The sequence below is a fragment of the Chryseobacterium sp. R2A-55 genome, assembly GCF_021401085.1.
In the GTDB taxonomy this organism is placed as follows: domain Bacteria; phylum Bacteroidota; class Bacteroidia; order Flavobacteriales; family Weeksellaceae; genus Kaistella.
This window is the reverse complement of the sequence record NZ_JACBFP010000001.1, coordinates 40,332-59,343: the sequence shown is the minus strand read 5'-3', so window position 1 is coordinate 59,343 and position 19,012 is coordinate 40,332. Positions and strand designations below refer to the sequence as shown.

26 protein-coding genes are annotated in these 19,012 nt (G+C 35.9%); 18 read left to right on the top strand and 8 right to left on the bottom strand.

All coding sequences use genetic code 11. The features are described from left to right. Window positions 1-24: 24 nt before the first annotated feature. Together mobB and mobA are read right to left on the bottom strand one after the other, a co-directional pair. A complete protein-coding gene (gene mobB / locus L0951_RS00280) occupies window positions 25-1,287 on the bottom strand; it encodes a conjugal transfer protein MobB (protein ID WP_234108500.1) in 1,263 nt (420 codons plus the stop codon). 4 nt (window positions 1,288-1,291) lie between these two features. Then, on the bottom strand, window positions 1,292-1,726 hold the full coding sequence (gene mobA, locus L0951_RS00275) for a conjugal transfer protein MobA (protein ID WP_234108499.1): 435 nt from the start codon (window positions 1,724-1,726) through the stop codon (window positions 1,292-1,294). Between the two features lie 547 nt (window positions 1,727-2,273). Here mobA and L0951_RS00270 point away from each other — a divergent pair. The 3 genes from L0951_RS00270 to L0951_RS00260 all read left to right on the top strand — a co-directional run bounded on the left by L0951_RS00270 (window position 2,274) and on the right by L0951_RS00260 (window position 3,905). Further along, window positions 2,274-2,729, top strand: coding sequence for a DUF3408 domain-containing protein (locus tag L0951_RS00270; protein WP_234108497.1), 456 nt, complete (start codon window positions 2,274-2,276; stop codon window positions 2,727-2,729). A 75-nt stretch (window positions 2,730-2,804) separates the two neighbouring features. Continuing rightward, entirely contained in the window at window positions 2,805-3,548 is a 744-nt protein-coding gene (locus tag L0951_RS00265) for a nucleotidyl transferase AbiEii/AbiGii toxin family protein (RefSeq protein ID WP_234108495.1), read from the top strand. Between the two features lie 39 nt (window positions 3,549-3,587). Further along, entirely contained in the window at window positions 3,588-3,905 is a 318-nt protein-coding gene (locus tag L0951_RS00260; protein ID WP_139420220.1) for a DUF6922 domain-containing protein, read from the top strand. Between the two features lie 226 nt (window positions 3,906-4,131). Here L0951_RS00260 and L0951_RS00255 read toward each other — a convergent pair whose 3' ends face one another. Then, window positions 4,132-4,356 carry a hypothetical protein gene (locus tag L0951_RS00255; protein WP_234108494.1) on the bottom strand — a complete coding sequence of 75 codons (225 nt, stop codon included), beginning with the start codon at window positions 4,354-4,356 and terminating at the stop codon, window positions 4,132-4,134. Between the two features lie 105 nt (window positions 4,357-4,461). Here L0951_RS00255 and L0951_RS00250 point away from each other — a divergent pair, with 105 nt between their 5' ends. From L0951_RS00250 to L0951_RS00240, 3 genes are all read left to right on the top strand, one after another. After that, the gene (locus L0951_RS00250) at window positions 4,462-4,842 is read left to right on the top strand and encodes a hypothetical protein (protein WP_234108493.1); all 381 of its coding nucleotides are present in this window, start codon (window positions 4,462-4,464) and stop codon (window positions 4,840-4,842) included. A 100-nt stretch (window positions 4,843-4,942) separates the two neighbouring features. Then, window positions 4,943-5,239 carry a helix-turn-helix domain-containing protein gene (locus L0951_RS00245; RefSeq protein WP_234108487.1) on the top strand — a complete coding sequence of 99 codons (297 nt, stop codon included), beginning with the start codon at window positions 4,943-4,945 and terminating at the stop codon, window positions 5,237-5,239. Then, the gene (locus L0951_RS00240; protein WP_034979496.1) at window positions 5,236-5,517 is read left to right on the top strand and encodes a helix-turn-helix domain-containing protein; all 282 of its coding nucleotides are present in this window, start codon (window positions 5,236-5,238) and stop codon (window positions 5,515-5,517) included. The genes L0951_RS00245 and L0951_RS00240 overlap by 4 nt, the downstream gene beginning before the upstream one ends. A 100-nt stretch (window positions 5,518-5,617) precedes the next feature. On the opposite strand, the gene L0951_RS00235 is transcribed toward L0951_RS00240, so the two are convergent. After that, on the bottom strand, window positions 5,618-6,391 hold the full coding sequence (locus tag L0951_RS00235) for a LuxR C-terminal-related transcriptional regulator (protein ID WP_234108486.1): 774 nt from the start codon (window positions 6,389-6,391) through the stop codon (window positions 5,618-5,620). 188 nt (window positions 6,392-6,579) lie between these two features. On the opposite strand from L0951_RS00235, the gene L0951_RS00230 reads away from it, so the two are divergent. From L0951_RS00230 to L0951_RS00185, 10 genes are all read left to right on the top strand, one after another. Beyond that, a complete protein-coding gene (locus tag L0951_RS00230) occupies window positions 6,580-6,969 on the top strand; it encodes a hypothetical protein (RefSeq protein WP_234108485.1) in 390 nt (129 codons plus the stop codon). Window positions 6,970-7,074: 105 nt separating this feature from the next. After that, window positions 7,075-8,358: a tetratricopeptide repeat protein gene (locus L0951_RS00225; RefSeq protein ID WP_234108484.1), complete on the top strand. Its 1,284-nt coding sequence runs from the start codon at window positions 7,075-7,077 to the stop codon at window positions 8,356-8,358. Between the two features lie 152 nt (window positions 8,359-8,510). Further along, window positions 8,511-9,209: a hypothetical protein gene (locus tag L0951_RS00220; RefSeq protein ID WP_234108483.1), complete on the top strand. Its 699-nt coding sequence runs from the start codon at window positions 8,511-8,513 to the stop codon at window positions 9,207-9,209. A gap of 11 nt (window positions 9,210-9,220) precedes the next feature. Beyond that, window positions 9,221-9,697: a hypothetical protein gene (locus tag L0951_RS00215; RefSeq protein WP_234108482.1), complete on the top strand. Its 477-nt coding sequence runs from the start codon at window positions 9,221-9,223 to the stop codon at window positions 9,695-9,697. A gap of 98 nt (window positions 9,698-9,795) precedes the next feature. Beyond that, window positions 9,796-10,341, top strand: coding sequence for a hypothetical protein (locus L0951_RS00210; protein WP_234108480.1), 546 nt, complete (start codon window positions 9,796-9,798; stop codon window positions 10,339-10,341). Between the two features lie 11 nt (window positions 10,342-10,352). Beyond that, window positions 10,353-10,907, top strand: coding sequence for a hypothetical protein (locus tag L0951_RS00205; RefSeq protein ID WP_234108478.1), 555 nt, complete (start codon window positions 10,353-10,355; stop codon window positions 10,905-10,907). 5 nt (window positions 10,908-10,912) lie between these two features. Beyond that, complete coding sequence (locus tag L0951_RS00200) at window positions 10,913-11,479, top strand: hypothetical protein (protein ID WP_234108470.1); 567 nt, start codon at window positions 10,913-10,915, stop codon at window positions 11,477-11,479. A 5-nt stretch (window positions 11,480-11,484) separates the two neighbouring features. Then, complete coding sequence (locus L0951_RS00195) at window positions 11,485-12,051, top strand: hypothetical protein (RefSeq protein ID WP_234108468.1); 567 nt, start codon at window positions 11,485-11,487, stop codon at window positions 12,049-12,051. An 11-nt stretch (window positions 12,052-12,062) separates the two neighbouring features. Beyond that, window positions 12,063-12,965 (top strand): RHS repeat domain-containing protein, encoded by a 903-nt coding sequence (locus L0951_RS00190; protein ID WP_234108467.1) that lies wholly within the window; start codon window positions 12,063-12,065, stop codon window positions 12,963-12,965. A 19-nt stretch (window positions 12,966-12,984) separates the two neighbouring features. After that, window positions 12,985-13,569, top strand: coding sequence for a hypothetical protein (locus L0951_RS00185; protein WP_234108465.1), 585 nt, complete (start codon window positions 12,985-12,987; stop codon window positions 13,567-13,569). A gap of 105 nt (window positions 13,570-13,674) precedes the next feature. Here L0951_RS00185 and L0951_RS00180 read toward each other — a convergent pair whose 3' ends face one another. From L0951_RS00180 to lysS, 4 genes are all read right to left on the bottom strand, one after another. Beyond that, on the bottom strand, window positions 13,675-14,925 hold the full coding sequence (locus tag L0951_RS00180; protein ID WP_234108463.1) for a site-specific integrase: 1,251 nt from the start codon (window positions 14,923-14,925) through the stop codon (window positions 13,675-13,677). Window positions 14,926-15,183: 258 nt separating this feature from the next. Then, window positions 15,184-15,549: a type II toxin-antitoxin system HigA family antitoxin gene (locus L0951_RS00175; RefSeq protein ID WP_234108461.1), complete on the bottom strand. Its 366-nt coding sequence runs from the start codon at window positions 15,547-15,549 to the stop codon at window positions 15,184-15,186. 10 nt (window positions 15,550-15,559) lie between these two features. Then, window positions 15,560-15,856, bottom strand: coding sequence for a type II toxin-antitoxin system HigB family toxin (locus L0951_RS00170; protein WP_234108459.1), 297 nt, complete (start codon window positions 15,854-15,856; stop codon window positions 15,560-15,562). Between the two features lie 177 nt (window positions 15,857-16,033). Beyond that, window positions 16,034-17,734 (bottom strand): lysine--tRNA ligase, encoded by a 1,701-nt coding sequence (gene lysS, locus L0951_RS00165; protein ID WP_234108457.1) that lies wholly within the window; start codon window positions 17,732-17,734, stop codon window positions 16,034-16,036. Window positions 17,735-17,943: 209 nt separating this feature from the next. Between lysS and L0951_RS00160 the strand changes: the two genes are divergently transcribed. After that, window positions 17,944-18,327: a hypothetical protein gene (locus L0951_RS00160; RefSeq protein WP_048499871.1), complete on the top strand. Its 384-nt coding sequence runs from the start codon at window positions 17,944-17,946 to the stop codon at window positions 18,325-18,327. Window positions 18,328-18,422: 95 nt separating this feature from the next. Further along, window positions 18,423-18,947, top strand: coding sequence for a hypothetical protein (locus tag L0951_RS00155; RefSeq protein ID WP_183325340.1), 525 nt, complete (start codon window positions 18,423-18,425; stop codon window positions 18,945-18,947). Window positions 18,948-19,012: the final 65 nt, after the last annotated feature.

Here is a 19,012-nt window from a genome sequence, read left to right as displayed (position 1 = left end):
TCATGAGTGAATATTTTATTAGTACTAGTGTTTTCGTCTTTTCCACCTCTTCTTCATCTGATTAGCAAACTTTTCCTCTTCGTAATCCTCTCCTTGTGTATCAGATAACACACTCAACAATCCTAAATCTGAACTGTGGGAATGTTCCTGTGAACTAAACTCAAAAAGGTCTTTCATTGGCAAATCGTCCGATGTGTTTGTTTTGGAAACAGGGGTGTCCTGTATTTTTAATTCGGGTTTGTTTCCGTTGTTCCACCAATCATTGAATACGTTTGCCGACAAATTTCTGTCTAATTGTGAGCCGTTCCAAACACTTCGGTTTTCGTGGTCGATCAAGGTCATTCCGTAAATCCGTCCGCTTTCGTTCCGGCGGACAATCATACTGATACCCTGTTCTACAAGTTGCTTTTTAAACTCCATTTCATTGCCTGTTGTATGTATGGAAAGTTCCACCGTATTTTTCAAAACAGACCTTGCAGGATTGGTTTTCATTTTCTCGTTAGATTGCTCAAAATGTTTTTGTAGTTGTGCCACGCCTGCATCTTTCCCGAATAGCGATGCTTTAAATGGATTGCTTACCTTGTTTCCTTTCTCATCCAATGCTACATACACCAATCCGTTTACAGGTTGTCCGTTCCGCTCGCCTTTTACTTCTTCTACTGTAATGTTGAAAAGTGACAGCAAAGCATTGTAACTACCCATAGTTGAAAAGCTGTAGTACTTTGGCAAATACCGTACTACCGAAGCAATCTGACTTTTGATGTCGCCTTTGTGGTAATCTACAGGCTTGAAAATTTTGTTGGATTGTTTCTGCTCTTGTTCGGTGGCTTTGTGCAGATTATATTTCTGCTCTAAATCCCGACAGATTGCCATTGAGCGTGGATGGTCGTAATCATCGGGGATTTTCTTTCCGTCAATATCTACGCAGGTTGAAACGATATGAATGTGTGTTCGGTCAATATCCGTATGCTTGAAAACAATATAGGGTTGATTGCTGTAACCCATACGTTCCATATATTCCTGTGCCATTTCCATAAATTGTTCATCACTTACCTGGTCTTTTGGGTCGGGGTTCAGCGAAATATGCCGTACCGTTTTTTCCGTTTTGATGTTTGCTGATAAATATGACTCAAAACATTTATTAAAATAGGCTACAGAATAGTTGCCGTCTACTGTATCAGGTATTTTGTTTAGTAACAAAACTGCTCCGTTTTCCTTTTCCACTTTCTGCTGATTGTACAAAATCGCTCCATACATATTGCTTCCTTTTCCTATTTTTGCAATCATAACTTTACTCTTTTTTCAAATACTTCTCTTCAAATTCCTGTGTCAAACGGATGACTTCTTTTGTGACTTGTACCAATTCAATTGTTTCTTTTTCCAATTTAAACAGGTAAGTTCCTGCTTTTTTCTCTGAAAAATTGCGGTACAATATCTTCACAATCTGATTGTAATTTGTTCCGATTGCTCGGAACTGGCTAAAAAATCGGGTCAACTTTTCGTGATATTCTATTGCATCCATATCAATCTTTACGGTCTTTACGGTCTTCTGAAAGATGCAGGCGGTAATAAAATGGGCAATTACTTTCATATCTGATTGGTCAAAGAGGGCAAGAAATTTGGCATTGTCCTCTGCGTTCAGGTTGATAGAATACCGATTGACGGCAGGGTCAATCTTTGGTTTCCTTCCTGTTTTTTTAATCTGTTTTCTGTTTTTCTCTTCCATAATAATCCATTTTTAATTTTACATAAACGAGCGACTTCGGAGCCGTTTCCAGCCCCCTGCAAGGGCAAGTGCTCTTGAGGTGCGGAAATTTATTTCGAGGACCTCAAGAGATAACTTGCTCTGAACAAGGGTTCAGAAAAATCCGTTTTGCAAACGGATTGGAGTTAGCAGGGAAAACCCATAGCTTCCATTACAAATTTCGGCAAGACTATTTGAATAACAGTTATTTATAACAATGACAATGAACGCCAAATGATGCCACTGAATACCACCTTAAGGCAGATTGGGACTGCTTTTATTTCCTTTGTATCTGGTTAGCTGGCTGATTGGTTATAACCTTAACTAGGTAATCAATCAGCATAAATCCCAACAGCAAATCTGCGTGACTGAATGCAGACGAATTGCACACTTTTCAGTTAAGGAAACAGCTAATTAAGGGTATGTAGGTGCATAGGTAGATAGGTTGTTACATAGGTGTAACAGTCCATACAACTGACTGCTTAGCTAGCCAAATAGCTAATTGGATATAATATTAAAATTAAGAGATATGATACACGAAGAAAACAAAAATCAGCAACCCGAAAAAGAGAGTTTTTCTATTGAAAATTTCCTAACTGAAAAGAAAGAACCTGAACAAGAGCAGAACACTTTACCGCATAGTGATGACCTTACTGCCATCGAAACAGGCGAAAAATCTGTAGAACCAGAAGATACAAAACCGATTGCAGGCAATACCAAAAGAACCGTTTCAAAACCAAAGAAGCTGACGAAAGAGGATTATTGCGTAACGTTCTTTAGAATCCCTAAAAGAAATGCAAGCAAAGGTAAATCGGTCTATGTACGGCAGGAACATCACGAAACATTTAACAGGCTTACCAACATTATGGGAATTGACAAGCTGACAATTTATGCTTATCTGGATAATATTATCGAATACCACTTTCAGGAGTTCGGAGAGCTGATTAAGGAAATCTATAACGATAAGCACAAGCCGTTGTTCTGATAACGGGTTGTGTAGGCAAAGAGCAATATAATCTTTTGGATATTCATCGCTCATTGTGTCCATGAACGCCAAACAGTGCCACTGACTACCATTTTGGGCAAAGGCTTCGTTTTCGGGATTAAATTCCCGAAAAAGCGAAAAATCATGCTACACAAAGAAACAGTCAGCAGTGAGATGTGGAAACTTCTCCAGACACTAATGAAAGATGAAATGCTAAAAGATTTTAACCTTGTAGGGGGAACTGCATTAAGTCTACAGATTGGTCACCGATTGAGTATTGATATTGACCTTTTTACAACCAAAGGCTTTGATGAACAGAAGCTATTAAAACATTTAGTCACTCAATATCCTCGGGTATTGATAAACGATATGTTTAATAATACAATCTTACTTGATATAGATAAGATTAAAGTTGATATTCTTTCGCATCAATATCCATGGCAAAAGCCAATTGAAACAAAAGATGGGATACGATTAGCATCCTTAGAGGACATAGGGGCAATGAAACTCCACGCCATCTTCCAAAATGGTACACGGATTAAGGATTTTATAGATATGCATTTTCTATTAGAACACCATCCGTTAAGAACCTATTTAGAAGCATATCAAAATAAATATGGCGGTAATCCTGCAATGGCTACATACGCATTATTGTATCACAAGAATATCGACCACGAAGCAAAAGTTAAGTTGTTAAAAGGTAAAGAGACCGATATGGAAAAAATTAATGAACGCTTAAACAAGGCGGTTCTTAATCCGTCTTTAAAATTTGGACAAATACCCGATCTGCCGAAAAAAGGTAGAGGCTTTAGGCGTTGAAAAATCAATGAACAACTAAAAAAATCGTATCTTTACTATATGGAATTAAGAGAAAAAAATAACGACATTCCAAATCTTGACCGAGTGTTTTTTTGGGATTTCGACATCGAAGCAATGGACTTTAAGAAAGCCTACAAGACTATTATAGCCCGTATCATAGAACGTGGCGGTCAAAATGAAATTGATGAGCTTGTCCGTTTCTATGGTCATAGCAGGGTTATCAAAGCAATCCGTGACGAAATTTACTTCTTACCCAACTATGCAATTGATAGGGCATTGAGGTTCTTCCCAGAACTTAAAAAGGAAGAAATGTACTGCTACCTGAACCGTAAGGATAAGCCTTACCATTGGATATAAATTAAAATCTTATAGAGGGATAGGTTGAGAAATCAGCCTGTCTTTTTTTTTCATCCAACGACTTTTAGCCTAATAGTTTCAACCCCAATAGCGGAGTTCTTTTTGCTTCCTTTTCTTGCTCCGCAACTTGTCAAGAAAAAGAAATTGGGCTATCCCGAACCATAGATACAAGGGGTATCCTGCATATGCTGATTATAGTTCTGAATCTCTCTCTCAAAAAATATTTTCAAAACAAAAAAACAGAAAAAAAAGAAAGCCATTTTAACAAGGCGGACAGACGAAAAACCAAAAGGAAACGGAATAAGTCCCGAAGGGTGGCAGGGTAACACGACAACTCGGCGAAGCCACCTTTTTGCTCTGCCATTATGCCGTAAGCTTTTGGTTGGGCGGTGCGGTGGCTGTCCGCCTTACCTTTGCTACCTTTTTGTTCTTTTTTGGGTACACTTTTCAAATATTCCTTTTATCAAAATGCCTTTGACTGCCAAAGACTGCCACTAAATGCCAAAGGCAAATGGAGTAAACTTCTATGGTTTACATTGGGGAAAATTTTGAACCTATGGCACAAAAAGTAATTACCGACAAAGAGCGGAAAGAGAAAGAACAATCCGAGCAAAGAAAGAACACACCTTTTATGCAGGTCGATAAGAACAGTGACCCAATTTCCAATTTCATTACCAGCTTTAAACGTCAATTCAAAGACATAAAGGGTTTAGGTCTTGGCAGGCTGTTCGGGGGCAAACCTGCTGAACTACCAAAGCAACCGGCCGAACCCGAAAGCGTAATAGGTGCGACAAAAACTGTTATGCGTTCGGATTATAAAAATGCTGAAAACAATCAGACCGTACAGACCAATAAAAAGCCTGCTTTAAAAATGGACAATTCAAACAAAATACAACAGGCTCGCCCAAAAAACAAAAAAACAAAGTTGGGATTTTAACCGAGTATTTAGCATCTGAACGCCAAATGCAACCTTTGACTACAACATTGGAAAACCCTGTATAAGCACCTTATATTTTTGAAGTTTAAATGATGTAGATATGGAAATAACAGTTTTAGACATTCAGATTTTAAAGACATTGCACAGGGAAGTAAAGGAAGTGTCCTTATTGATTAAGGAAATTACATTGCCCTACAAAGCATTGCAACAGGCAACAAAATGGCTCGACCAGCAGGAAGCCTGCCAACTGCTTAATATCAGTAAGCGAACATTACAGACATACAGGGCAAAGGGCATTCTTGTTGCAACGCAAATCAATCGAAAGACTTATTTCAGATTATCCGATGTGGAGTTACTTATGCAGGGAGAGCGAACATTAAAAAAGCAAAAGAAATGAAACAGATTGGAAATTCAAACGAGGATATGCTTGCCCTGCTCGAAGCTGTGGTAGGTATCAAAAACGAACTGCTGTATATCAGGGAATATTTTCACCCACTCTTAAAAGGAGAAATCTACCTGTCAGGTGAACAGGTTTGTGAGATGTTGCATATCAGCAAACGGACATTGCAACAGTACAGAGATGACGGACTGATACCCTTTATCAAACTCGAACGGAAAATCCTTTTCCGTGAAAGCGATATTATCAAGGTGTTGGAAGATAACTATCAGCGTTAGCCACTAAATGAATGTTTTGAAACTGGAAGCCGTATCGGTCAATTAAAGAAACAGCCCACCGTTTTAAGCGGTGGGCTAATTTATTGTGGAGTGATTGAAATTATATCCATCCCTGTTTTATAATTTTCGCGCCTAATTCTGTCAATGTTTTACACTCTGTTTTTCTAAAAATATTTTTGCGGTGCGTTTTAATTGTATGAATGGACAATTTTAAAACATTAGCTATTTCTTCAGATTTTTGTCCCGATAACATTAGGTTTACAATCTCTTTTTCCCGTATAGATAAAGGAGAATTGACCTCTTGTCTATCGTAAGGCAATAAAACATCGTAAAAAGATGGTTCTCCGTCTAAACCAATAAACGAAAGTCCGGAAGGCGTGGCTTCTGTTTTTAGAAATGAAATATCGGTATGGACACCTAAAACTCTTATCACACCACCATCGTCAGAACTCTGTATAGTAGAAACTTGTTGTAAAATCCATTTGTAGCAATTGTTAGCGCAACGTAATCGGTAATCATAATGAACTTTGTAGTACGGGATTTTATTTGAAGGCAGTTGAGTAAAAAAATCAGTTACTTTTTGTTCATACTGTACAAATCGATCTTGATCTTCAGGATGAATGTTATGGACAACTAAATCTGGCGAGAAATCTTCAGGTTTGTATCCAATAACACTAGTGACCTCAGGGCTTACAAATTCCATTTTAGCTTCAAAAACATTAAAAATATAGTAATAATAAGGTCCTGGATGAAACCTATCAAATAACTTCTTATAGAGGTCTAATTCAAAATCGGGAGGTAAAGATATTTCTCTGTCATATTTAGAAATTTCTGACCAGGTCTGCTTTACTACATCAAATTTTAATGATCTCATAAATAGAATGTTTTTAGTTAAAATTGATTGCTTACAAACTTACACAAAAACCTATATCGATGAATAATAAAATATGTCTTTTTAGTACCGAAAGCACATGTTTTACACCATTAAATACCTCCTTAGAGGTATTGCGTTGAGAAAACCGGCAAATTATCTTTGTTAATAAAAACTTAATATTTATAAATATGAACACCATTACTAAAATTCTAGCAGGTATTTTCGGGATGATGATATTGCTAATCTCACAAAATGTACAAGCGCAAGTACAGTCACCAAATGTTGTGTACATTATCGCAAAAGAATATGGAAGCAATAAAACAATTATTACTTATCCATTTGGTGGAAACTGTAGTAAAATGTTTTATGGAAAAACAAATATAATCAATGAGTACAAAGAAAAATATGGTAAACGAAATAACGGGAAAACATTAATCTCAGTCGAAATAAAAGGACCGTATTCATCACATGAAGAAGCGCAGAAAGCATACTATAAGGATCTAGACAAACTTGTTGAAAGCTCTATCAGTTCTTTTCCCTTTCCTTTTGGATTAGAATGTAATGTGGGAAAGCAATAAGATGAATTTTCTTTTTTCATTTGTTAGATCCTATCAAAACTAAATTAGACAAACAGTCAGTCAATACCTAAAGAATTCAAACAAATTATATTTAAATCAATTATCATGATAAAATTCATTTATACACTTTTACTTTTGTTTGCCTCTAATTTTATCCAGGCACAAAGCAAAAATGCATCGGATTACATCTTTGATGCTAGATTATCAGGAGATCGCATTGCTCAGATACGTATTTTAACCGAAGGTATAAAACAAAATCAACGAAATTCGGAATTGTATACCATGAGAGCAGAAGTTCATCTTACAAACAACTCGCTTGATTTGGCAGAAGCCGATGCACAAGCTGCATTAAAAATAAAATCAAAAGATTTCGAAGCTTTATATTTATTATCTGAAATTGCAGAAAGTAGAGGCAAAAATGGAGAAGGAGATCTGTTTTTAGAAAAGATATTTAAAACTGATAAAAAAGAAGCTGCTGTAATAGCACAAAAACTCACCGAAAAGGCTAATAAACTGTTAAGAATTGAAAAATCTCCGGATCTTAAACTTCTTATTCGCTATTATCAACGTGCCATTATATTAGAACCTATTGCAGAAAATTATTTATATCTAGGGGAATATTTATTCCGAAATAATATGCATAGTGATGCACATAAGATTTTTGCAAAAGTTTTGGAATTAAAAACCGACAATGACTCAAAAATTTTAGCATATAATGGTTTAACAAAAACTTGTATCGACTGTACTCAACAACAAATGGATAGCTACCTTCAAAATATCGTTAAATTAAACCCAGATGCTCTTCTTTATGATTACTTTAATCCACTATACGAAGCTGAAAAAAACAACCGGCAAGCTATTTTAGATAGATGGGGCAAATTAGCACCTAATGATTATTTTTATCATTCAGTAAATGGACTATACCATTACGAAGCTAAAGAATATCAGCAGGCGATCGATGCATTTGATCGCGCAATAAGTTTTAAATCCAGAGCACTTATCGACTATACTAGAATCTATTTTTTTCGAGGAGAATCTTACCATCAGCTTTTTCATCAACAAAACAATCCTGAATTGTTGATTAAAGCAGAAGCCGATTTTACGCAGACCATTGCATTAGATAAAAGCATGTTAAATGCTTACGTTCTTAGAGTGGAAGTAAAAAAACATATGTTTCAAAATAAATATGAAAATGATAAAACAATAGATCAAAAACTTGCTGATGAAATGCTTACAGATCTAAAGTACATTCTTTCTCAGGATAACAAATTTGCATATGCATATAAAACCCGTGCATTGATTAATTATATACTAAACGGAGAAAAAGAAACAGACGAAGTTTTAAAGGATGAAGAATTAGCTGAAAAATATAAAACGGAAATACAATAAAAATTGTCAGGATGAAATAATTAACCTGTCAGAGATTCTTAAAGTAAAACATAGGTTCATTTGTAAATTAGAAAATTGCCTGAAAAAGTATTTTAAATGGCGCCAAAAACGTAACCGGAATTCTGACCAAAAACAATTAAAATTCATAAATTATGGGTAGTATTAAAATTCTTTGCATACATGGTATCGGTGGAAAAGACAACCCCAATGAACAGCAACAATGGCAAACCAGTTGGGAAAAAGCAATTAAAGAACATACTTCAAAGGAAATAGAGGTTACTTTTTCTGAATTTGATAGTTTCTTCGACTCACAAAAAGCTACTTTGAAGGACTATCTGTTTTTTCTTCGTAATGCTATTTTTGGAAGAGAAAGACCAGAAAAAGGATTGTTCCCTGATTTAAAAGATGATTTTATCGATATGATAGTAGAATTTTTTAGATATGAGGGAGTTCGAGAAGAACTAAGAAGACTCTTAAAAAAAGATATAGAAAAAACACATTGCAATATCATTTTTGCCCACAGTTTAGGTTCCCTTATGTGTTACGATTTCTTTCGTGAAGAATTTCAGAACGACTTATTTAAAAATATAACCCTTATTACTGCCGGAAGCCAGCTCGGGCATAAAAACTTACCTGACTTTAAGCCGATACAGGCTTTGAATATTAAACATTGGTACAATCTGAATAATCAAAGAGATGGTGTTTTCGCATCAAGAAAAATAGGTAGTTCCAAAAATAATTGTGAAGATATTCCTTTGAAATTTGGTTTCCGTTTCGGAAATGCTCACGATGGAGAGCGATACATTAAAGAAGGAGCTATATTATGGAAAAAAGTTTTGGATAATTATTAAAAGAAAACGAAATGAATTTACAAATCAAAACCACCATACCAAAATTTCAACAGGCTTTTGAAAGAGCACAGGAAGTTTTGGATAATCCCATGTTTTGGGAAGCTATCGAATCAGAACCAAAATTTGAGCATACGAAAGTATCCCCTCGTGAAATCGCCAAATTGCTAAAGGAAACTAATCATCTCATCACGATTATAGATTGGAAACCGTTAGGTCTACAAGCTCAAATCAGATATAGAAAAACAAATGCGTTAACAGAGAGTAAAGATGTTATAAAAATGAATGTTTTAAAAGATTACAGAGAGATTATAGATATTGCAGGAACGATAATCCACGAGGGAGTACACGCTATAGATCAGGCACATCCCTATTTAAATTTTGGACATAAAGGAAATAAAGAAAAAGGGAATAAAAATACAGCACCTTATTGTATTGGAAATTTAGCGATTAGAATTCTAAAAGGAACGTATGGACTAAATAATCCGTGATACTTTTTAGGAGAATGAAAATTATAATCTAAATATGAAACAATTTTAAACTTTACCTCTATAAAATCAAGATTCACGAACACAAAAATCAAATAAAAATGAATGTGAGTAAAACAATAACAACCTTATTATTAGTGCTTTTTATTTTTACCATAAGTTGGGCACAACAAAAAAATGATTGTCACTTAGGTAATGGAAAAGAAAGAGCATTACGAGGTATCTGTAGTCATGTGATTTCTCCTGAACTGTATGATGGTGAATATAGTTATGTTACTAAATTTAAAAAAGCGGCAGGTGTTACACCAGAAGATTCTGAAGAAGAAATGTACCGAAAAATCCGTGAAGTTTGGGACAAATATGAAGATTGTTTGATTTGCGACACCATTGCATTTTCTCTTCGGGGTGGGAGCATCCTCAAGGCCGCAACAGTTAGTCTTAATAAAAACTTTTATAATACCGTAATAAAATGGGGAGTGAATCTTAACAGAATAGATACTGTTGATGGTAAAACAGTTCTCGATTTTATTCAGGATAAAATCGCAATCAATCCACCTAATATAGAATTTTATCGAGCGTATTATAATGTTTTAAAAGAACACGGCGCCAAACATGCAGCAGATATTTTAGCAGAGAAAAATAACTAAAGATAAAAATCATGATCAAAACAATAACAACCCTATTATTAGTGTTTTTTAGTTTTACAAATTCTTTTTCACAAACCACATTGGAAAAACAACAAAAGAATGATTGTCCGCCTGATAAACCGAGGGCTCTACGGGGTATTTGTAATCATGTCATAAAACCAGAATTATTTGATAATGAGTTGAGTTATGTAACCCACTTTAAAAAAGCTGCAGGTGTTACACCAGAAGATTCGGAAGAGGAAATGTATCGCAAAATCCGCGAAGTATGGAATAAATACGAAGATTGCTTGATTTGCGATACTATGGCTTTTGAAATTAGAGGAGGGAGTATTCTAAAAGCCGCATCGATTAGTGCAAATAAGATTTTCTATAACACTATACTTAAATGGGGAGTAAACCTTAACAGAATAGATACTGTTGATGGAAGAACAGTTTTAGATTATTTTAGAGATGAAATGGCTAAAAACCCACCAAATATTGAGTTTTATCGAGCGTATTATAATGTTTTAAAGGAACACGGTGCCAAACACGCAGCAGAGATTTTGGCTGAGAAACAACTAAAATAAAAATTATGATAAAAGCAATAACAACTATACTGTTTGTACTTTTTAGCTTTACAAGTTCTTTTTCACAAACAGCATTGGAAAAACAACAAAAAGAATGTTCCGAGAGAATAAAGAATGGTGGAAACGCTAGAGCCTTACGCGGTATTTGTGAACATGTGATTACTCCTGATTTGGTAGATGGAGAATTGAGTTATGTAACCCGCTTTAAAAAAGCCGCAGGTGTTACACCAGAAGATTCGGAAGAAGAAATGTATCGCAAAATCCGCGAAGTATGGAACGAATATGAAGATTGTTTGATTTGTGATACCATCGCTTTTTCATTAATAGGAGGAAATATTTTAAAAGCAGCAACTGTAAGGCGTAACAAAGATTTTTATAATACGGTTATCAAATGGGGAGTAAATCTTAATAGAATTGATCCTGTTGATGGAAGAACAGTTTTAGATTATTTTAGAGATGAAATGGCTAAAAATCCACCAAATATTGAGTTTTATCGAGCGTATTATAATGTTTTAAAAGAACACGGCGCCAAGCACGCAGCGGAGATTTTGGCTGAGAAACAACTAAAATAAAAATTATGATAAAAGCAATAACAACTATACTGTTTGTACTTTTTAGCTTTACAAGTTCTTTTTCACAAACAGCATTGGAAAAACAACAAAAAGAATGTTCTGAAAGAATAAAGAATGGTGGAAACGCTAGAGCCTTACGCGGTATTTGTCAACATGTGATTACTCCCCATTTAGTAGATGGAGAATTGAGTTATGTAACGCGCTTTAAAAAAGCCGCAGGTGTTACACCTGAAGATTCGGAAGAAGAAATGTACCGCAAAATTAGAAAAGTTTGGAACGAATACGAAGATTGTTTGACCTGTGACACCATTGCGTTTTCACTTATAGGAGGAAGTATTTTAAAAGCAGCAACTGTTTCTCTAAATAAAGATTTCTATAATACCGTCATAAAATGGGGAGTTAATCTCAATCGTATTGATCCTGTTGATGGTAAAACAGTTCTTGATTTTATTCAAGATAAAATCGCTACAAACCCTCCGAATATTGATTTTTATGAAGCTTATTATTTAGTGTTGAAACAGTATGGTGCCAAGCACGCAGCAGATATTTTGGTATCACAAAAGAATAATTAAAATCTAAAAAAATGAAAAAAATCATCACATTTTTAGCTTTATTCCTTACAGTAGGAATAGCAAATGCGCAAACCGATTGGCAGAAAGAAGAGCTGAAAGGAAAAGTTAAAGAACTTACTGAAAAGCGTAAAAAATCTATGAAAGATGTCCCACCAAGTGAATGGGCGATTATACAGGATAAAACATTGGTTTTTAACATACAAGGTTATAAAACAGAATCGAACGATTTGAATTATGAAAAAAGAGACGAAAACCATATAGCGTATGAATATGATGCTAAAGTGAAACTAGTACTCGAAAAAGACCTTAGTTCACGTGGAGAACCTAGGGTAGTAAAAGGGTATGCTTACGACAAAAAAAACAATCTAATAACAGAAGTTAAATACGACATATTTGGAAAACCTACAGAAGGAACAATTTACACCTATGATAAGAGCAACAACTTAGTGAAAATAGAGTCTGAGAATACTGGTTACGGAACATCCGAGAAAACATATACGTATAATTCCAAAAATCAAATAATAGAAGAAAACGAAGCTTCCTGGCATGGACGTTATCGTTATACTTTCGAATACGATAGTAAGGGAAATATAACGGCTAAAAATGAATATAATAGTAAGCAAATTACAAACACTGTTAAGAGTCAATATGCAGACAATGGAAAAATAAGTGAGGAAACAACTTTTACTTACAAAGACGGAGAAGCCCCAAAAAAGACGTATTACCGAACTTACAAATATGATGCAATGAATAATTTGACCGAGTACATCTCTCAATCACATCACCTTACAACTCCCTTTACCACAACGTATAAATACGAATATGACACATTTAAAAATTGGGTAAAACGTGAAAAATACGATAATAAGAATCTAAAAGAAATTATTGAACGAAAAATCGTTTATTTCGAATAAAAACTTTAATGCAAAAAGCATGAATCCTGACCGCAAAAATCAATTGTTAGCTAAAAGAGCGCAACTGCAAAACCGCATTCGATTCAATGAATTTGTGGAAAACCGCATTGTGCCTTTTTTAGAAATTTTAGATGAACTGCAAAATCTGGAAATTGAACATTCCATTATTTCGTTTCGTTGTATTCCGCCAGAGTTTCACGAACTTTTGCGGAGACATACCCAAACCGAAGCTTTGGAAAAATACAAATTAGCTAAGGTTGAAATAACTACAGAAGATACAACAGTAGAAACGGTTTTAGAAAAATACCCAAGCATCAATCCGTTTCGTTATGTTTTGGATGCATCTGTGGTTGGTTATGGTAACTTGCCCGATGAAGCCTTGCAGGAAATTCAGGAAACGCAGCAATTTAAGGAAGAAAAAGTATTTGTCTACTGGCTAAAATATGCTTTTTTATTAGAAATAGATTTTAAAGATTTGGTTAAAAGAGCAAATGATGATCTATTCAATTCATGGCATGACGATGCGGTTATTTTCCCGAAAGATTACAGCTGGCTTATTGCCTATACAATAGAAGATGAGTGGCGGGTTGATAAAAATAAGTAAATAGATAAAGTAATACCAGAATGTTTTTTTGATTTTGATAATCTATATAAATAAGAAAAGTCCAATGTTAAAAACATTGGACTTTTCTTGACTATTTTATATTTTTCAGAGTTGTGAAACAAAGGAACTCTCCATTCCTTTAAATTTATGCGACACCTTTTGCATGTCCTTTCCAACTTTCTCGTTGAGGATCTTAGCATAAATCTGTGTGGTGGCAATGTTTTTATGTCCTAACATTTTACTTAAACTCTCTAAAGGAACACCCTCGCTTAAAAATAGCGTGGCAAAGGTATGACGTGCCAAATGAAAGGTTATTTTCTTTTCCCTTAAGCAGTCAATTTGATTAGATATTCGCTTTAAACCATTATTACAAACAGAATTGGAGGGTACAGGAAATATTGTTCCATCTTTTGTCAATCCTTTATATTTTTCAATAATCATTTTTGGAATATCCAAAAGCATCACGTTTGACGATGTAGCCGTTTTCTTTCTGCGTACGATTATCCATTGGTTACCATCAAAAAAGTCTTGAATATTACTGTTTCTAAGTCCTTTCATATCTGAATAGGAAAGACCTGTAAAGCAACTGAAAACAAACAAGTCTTTAACTAATTCGTCTTTCTTTTTATCGCAGTTGAATGTTACAAGCTGTTCCAATTCGTTCCGTAACAGATAACCACGGTCTTTGTCCTTTTTAGTATTCTTGTACTCGCAGAACGGATTAAAGGCAAGATGCTTTCTGCTCATTGCCAATCGGCAAAGCGTGGTAAATCCAATCATATACAGCCAAATGGTATTGTGTGTCAAACTTTGGTCATCACGCAAGTAGTAATCAAAGTCCTGCACAAAATCTGGAGTAAGGTCGTTAAAGGACACATCGGAATAACCGTATTTTGTAAGTGCAAAATTTCGCAGGTGTTTTAAAAGTATTTTGTATTTACTGCATGTGCCATTTACCCGAAGTCCGCTGTTTACCTTTTTTTCATAGTCGGACAGGAACTGTTCATAGAATTTGAAAAAGGTCAGTTCTCCGCTCTCCATCCCAAGAAAGGCATTTTTAAGTTTAGCACTGTTTACAGCCCCCTCGTTCTTCAGGATTTTGGAATAGCATTCCTCAATACCCGAACGAATTTTGTCAAGTTTGCTGTTTGTGTCTTGGGCTTCTCGGCTTTTACCTAAAACCCTTCCGTACTTCAAATCCCAATTTGATGCAGAAATATCCAGCTTGGTACTGAATGCAGACTGTTTGCCGTTTACGGTAATCCTGCACATAACCGTAACTTTCCCGTTCTTCTTCGGGGCATTTTTTTTAAGGTAGAAAAGAACCTTAAACGTTGATTTTTTTGTCGTTTCCATAATCACAATTCTTAATGATAAAATTAAACCTATGTGAGCTACGGAACAATATGAAAAACTATGCAGAAAGCTGAAATACAGCATCTTAAAACGATTGTTTGTAATGTTTGAAAGTAACGTTTTAGTAACCTTACTTTTGCCAAACATCGCTTTTTACTGCTTTTTATCTCATCACCAAAAAATCATAAAACGGCTGTAAAGTCTTTATTTACAACCGTTTTGCCTGTTATTAATCTTTGATGTATTTTTACTGAAAATTTATTTTAAAGCATAATTTGAAATCAGAACATTTGCCGAAATATTTAGTTTTTCGGTTAATTTTCGAATCATATCAAGAGTAAGTTTTTGCTTTCGATTCAATACTTCTGAAGTTTTACTTTTGGAACCAATAAACGGTACCAAATCTTTTTGCTTTAAATCCATCTCTTCCATGCGGATTCGAATTGCTTCAATCGGATCGGGTGAGTCGATTTGATAATATTCATTTTCAAAATTTTCGATTAGTATCGAAAGGATCTCCGCTTCGTCGCCTTCGGGAGAATTCGCAGGAGCATCAAAAATTTCATCTAATCTCTTAAGTGCCTTGTAGTATTGATCGTCGTTCTTTATAGGTTTAATTGTCATGTCTCAGGTCTTAAATTTCGTCTGCGTTGATCTGGTCATAATCAGAACGGGTTCCAACAAATCGGATGAATGCCCAACGTTTTTCGTAATTGAATTTCACTACCAACCGATAAGAATTGCCTTTAATGTTAAAAACAACTCGGCTGTTTTTAAGAATACTCGCAGTAGCAAAAGAATTTTTGATGTCCGCAGGACACGTCCATTCCGAATTTTTTGCCACATCATACCATGTTTTCAAGTACTGTTCGGCATCAGAATGCATTTCCCAAAATTCTTTGAGTGTTCTTTTTGCGATGATTCTTTTCATTTCTTATACAAAGATAAAAAAAGTTCCTAAATCAGGAACTTTTCAAATGGATATTTCTAAAATCAATTTTTCAATCACAAAAATTTCTCATCTTCAATAGGTCAAGAGATTACTGAAACACTTATCAATTCAAGAATCAACACAATGATCATCAAAATTTAGGAGCATAAATCTTAACTACGCTAACTTTGATACCAAGAGTGAATCCCCCACTTTCTCCACATTCACCAAGTTGTTCTTCGTTAAATTTTTCGTCGCCTTATCCCATTTTTTACCTGAAAGTTGCGAACGGTTTTTCACTTCCGAAAGTTGCATGGGTTCTTCCTGGGAATTAAGGATTTCCAAAATCACTTTTTCGTCTTCTCCCAATTCGATTCGCGGCTCGGTTTTTTCCGGGCGCATCTGCGGGAAGAACAGCACTTCCTGAATTGACGGATTATTGGTCAAAAACATGATCAGGCGGTCCATGCCGATTCCCAAACCTGAAGTAGGCGGCATTCCGTATTCCAAAGCCCGCAGGAAATCGTGGTCAATGAACATCGCCTCGTCGTCACCTCTTTCCGAAAGTGCGAGTTGTGCCTCGAAACGCTCTCTTTGGTCGATCGGGTCGTTCAGCTCCGAATAGGCGTTTGCGATTTCTTTTCCGCAAACCATCAATTCGAAACGCTCCGTCAAACCTTCTTTGGTTCTGTGTTTTTTGGTTAATGGCGACATCTCGATCGGGTAATCGGTGATAAAAGTGGGTTGAATAAAGTTTCCCTCACATTTTTCGCCGAAGATTTCATCGATGAGTTTTCCTTTGCCCATCGTCTCATCAACTTCAATTCCGATGGATTTCGCAAAATCGTAAAGTTCCTGCTCGGTTTTCCCGGTGATGTCGAAACCGGTGAATTTTTGGATGGCTTCCGTCATCGAAACTCTTGGATACGGCGCTTTCCAGTTGATGGTGTGCTCCCCGAAAGTGGATTCGGTCTTCCCATTCACCTGAACTGCGGTGTATTCCAACAGTTTTTCGGTGAATTCCATCATCCAGTTGTAATCTTTGTAGGCCACGTAAATTTCCATCGCCGTGAATTCCGGATTATGGGTTCTGTCCATCCCTTCGTTTCTGAAGTTTTTGGAGAATTCATAAACTCCGTCAAATCCACCAACAATCAATCTTTTTAAATAGAGTTCATTGGCAATTCTTAAATATAATGGAATGTCTAAAGCATTGTGATGCGTAATGAAAGGTCGCGCCGCAGCTCCTCCCGGAATGGATTGCAGAATCGGAGTTTCCACTTCGAAATAGCCGGCATCGTTGAAAAAAGTTCGCATCGCGTTGAACATTTTGGTTCTTTTCACGAAAACATCTTTCACTTGCGGATTCACCACCAAATCAACATATCGTTGTCTGTATCGGAGTTCCGGATCGTTGAACGCGTCGAAAATATTTCCGTCGGCATCTACTTTCGGCAATGGCAGCGGACGAATGGTTTTTGTCAAAAGCATGAAATCTTTCACCATCACAGTCATTTCACCTACCTGGGTTTTGAAGAGCTCGCCTTCAATTCCAATAATATCACCAATATCTAAAAGGTGTTTATAAACCTCGTTGTACATTGTTTTGTCTTCACCGGTGCAGATTTCGTCTCGGTTGAAATACACTTGAATTCTGCCTTCGGAATCCTGTAATTCAGCAAAACTCGCTTTCCCCTGAATCCTTCTGCTCATCAATCTTCCGGCGATTTTCACCTTTTTGCCTTCCTCAAAATTTTCTTTGATGGATTTGGTGGTTTCGGTGATCTGGTAAGCTGCTGCGGGAAATGCGTCGATTCCCATTTCAGTCAGTTTCTGCAATTTTTCACGTCGGATGATTTCCTGTTCTGATAACGACATTTTCTTTAAATTTTTTAAGTTGCAAAAATAGTGATTTTTTGGGTATGATTTTTTCCCTCAGCATATTACTTTCTAGCGGTTTGGTGATCCCCATTGAATATATTTTTACGGTTTTGCTGAATGAATTGGGCGGCATGTCTTTATTTGATTTAATTCTAAATTGATAAAACTCATTTTTTTGCGAGAAAATTTTTGTATAACTTTGCGATATGAAAAAGTGGATTTCCTATTTCTTTATCTGCGCTTATCTTCTAAGTTTTCCGGAAGCCAGGCAGATTTTGAAATTTCCCACTTTGGTAGAACATTTTATTTCTCATAAACTTCGGGATCACCAAACTACTTTTGCTTCCTTTTTGAAGATGCATTATTTGGAGGATCATGGCATAGACGCGGATTATAGCCAGGATATGAAGTTGCCATTCAAAGTTCAGGATTCTTCCCATTATTCACTGAATATTATTGTTCCTCCCAGCAATTCCGAAACCTTGGCGGAACGCAGTCACTTGATCGATGGGGTGAAACATAATTTTGTGTACGCTGAAAGTTTTTTTCCGTCTATTTTCTTAAAAATTTGGCAACCGCCTAAGATTTGATTTAAAGTTTTTTAAGCCCAAATTGTGTCTGATCCAGAAGGTTTTGGACATGATTGCAATTTCAAAAAAAATCTAAATTTTTAAATTAAATCAAAATGAACAATGCACATTTGCATATGGTGATAAACCATTTGCCAATCATATTTCCAATCGCTGGAATCGTGGTCCTTTTAGTCGGAATTTTTTCAAAATCCGAAGTCAGCAAAAGAAATTCTTATCTATTATTCATAATCGGTGCAATGGCCTCAATTGCCGCGATGGCAACTGGAGAAGGAGCTGAGGAAACCGTGGAAAACCTTCCCGGAGTTGCTGAAAGTTTAATCAAAACCCACGAAGAAGCCTCCGAGCTTTTTGCGGGATTATCTTATGTTTTGGGCGGTGCGTCTTTGCTCGCACTCCTAGCAAATTTCAAAGCTTTTAAGATCAACAATTTGATGCAGTTTGTCGTTTTGGCCATTTCGGCTGGTTCGCTGTATTTTGCGGTGGAAGCCGGTAGAACTGGTGGTGAAATCCGACATACCGAAATCCGAAGCGGGGCGGTCATCAAAACTGGCGAACAGGGTGAAAATGCTTACCAAAACGGTTCTGAAAACACAAAAAAAGAGAAAGATGAAGATTGATCCTTTCCGGGATCTTTTTTCATGACCATAAATAGTCTATACGAAGTGAGTATGGACTATTTCCA

Coding starts and splice junctions, on each gene's coding strand:
- L0951_RS00200 (WP_234108470.1), top strand. CDS start 10,913: ATGATAAAAGCAATAACAACTATACTGTTTGTACTTTTTAGCTTTACA.
- L0951_RS00175 (WP_234108461.1), bottom strand. CDS start 15,549: ATGACAATTAAACCTATAAAGAACGACGATCAATACTACAAGGCACTT.
- L0951_RS00220 (WP_234108483.1), top strand. CDS start 8,511: ATGGGTAGTATTAAAATTCTTTGCATACATGGTATCGGTGGAAAAGAC.
- L0951_RS00215 (WP_234108482.1), top strand. CDS start 9,221: ATGAATTTACAAATCAAAACCACCATACCAAAATTTCAACAGGCTTTT.
- L0951_RS00230 (WP_234108485.1), top strand. CDS start 6,580: ATGAACACCATTACTAAAATTCTAGCAGGTATTTTCGGGATGATGATA.
- L0951_RS00225 (WP_234108484.1), top strand. CDS start 7,075: ATGATAAAATTCATTTATACACTTTTACTTTTGTTTGCCTCTAATTTT.
- L0951_RS00240 (WP_034979496.1), top strand. CDS start 5,236: ATGAAACAGATTGGAAATTCAAACGAGGATATGCTTGCCCTGCTCGAA.
- L0951_RS00170 (WP_234108459.1), bottom strand. CDS start 15,856: ATGAAAAGAATCATCGCAAAAAGAACACTCAAAGAATTTTGGGAAATG.
- L0951_RS00160 (WP_048499871.1), top strand. CDS start 17,944: ATGAAAAAGTGGATTTCCTATTTCTTTATCTGCGCTTATCTTCTAAGT.
- mobB (WP_234108500.1), bottom strand. CDS start 1,287: ATGATTGCAAAAATAGGAAAAGGAAGCAATATGTATGGAGCGATTTTG.
- L0951_RS00205 (WP_234108478.1), top strand. CDS start 10,353: ATGATCAAAACAATAACAACCCTATTATTAGTGTTTTTTAGTTTTACA.
- L0951_RS00250 (WP_234108493.1), top strand. CDS start 4,462: ATGGCACAAAAAGTAATTACCGACAAAGAGCGGAAAGAGAAAGAACAA.
- L0951_RS00270 (WP_234108497.1), top strand. CDS start 2,274: ATGATACACGAAGAAAACAAAAATCAGCAACCCGAAAAAGAGAGTTTT.
- lysS (WP_234108457.1), bottom strand. CDS start 17,734: ATGTCGTTATCAGAACAGGAAATCATCCGACGTGAAAAATTGCAGAAA.
- L0951_RS00210 (WP_234108480.1), top strand. CDS start 9,796: ATGAATGTGAGTAAAACAATAACAACCTTATTATTAGTGCTTTTTATT.
- L0951_RS00235 (WP_234108486.1), bottom strand. CDS start 6,391: ATGAGATCATTAAAATTTGATGTAGTAAAGCAGACCTGGTCAGAAATT.
- L0951_RS00155 (WP_183325340.1), top strand. CDS start 18,423: ATGAACAATGCACATTTGCATATGGTGATAAACCATTTGCCAATCATA.
- mobA (WP_234108499.1), bottom strand. CDS start 1,726: ATGGAAGAGAAAAACAGAAAACAGATTAAAAAAACAGGAAGGAAACCA.
- L0951_RS00260 (WP_139420220.1), top strand. CDS start 3,588: ATGGAATTAAGAGAAAAAAATAACGACATTCCAAATCTTGACCGAGTG.
- L0951_RS00195 (WP_234108468.1), top strand. CDS start 11,485: ATGATAAAAGCAATAACAACTATACTGTTTGTACTTTTTAGCTTTACA.
- L0951_RS00190 (WP_234108467.1), top strand. CDS start 12,063: ATGAAAAAAATCATCACATTTTTAGCTTTATTCCTTACAGTAGGAATA.
- L0951_RS00185 (WP_234108465.1), top strand. CDS start 12,985: ATGAATCCTGACCGCAAAAATCAATTGTTAGCTAAAAGAGCGCAACTG.
- L0951_RS00245 (WP_234108487.1), top strand. CDS start 4,943: ATGGAAATAACAGTTTTAGACATTCAGATTTTAAAGACATTGCACAGG.
- L0951_RS00180 (WP_234108463.1), bottom strand. CDS start 14,925: ATGGAAACGACAAAAAAATCAACGTTTAAGGTTCTTTTCTACCTTAAA.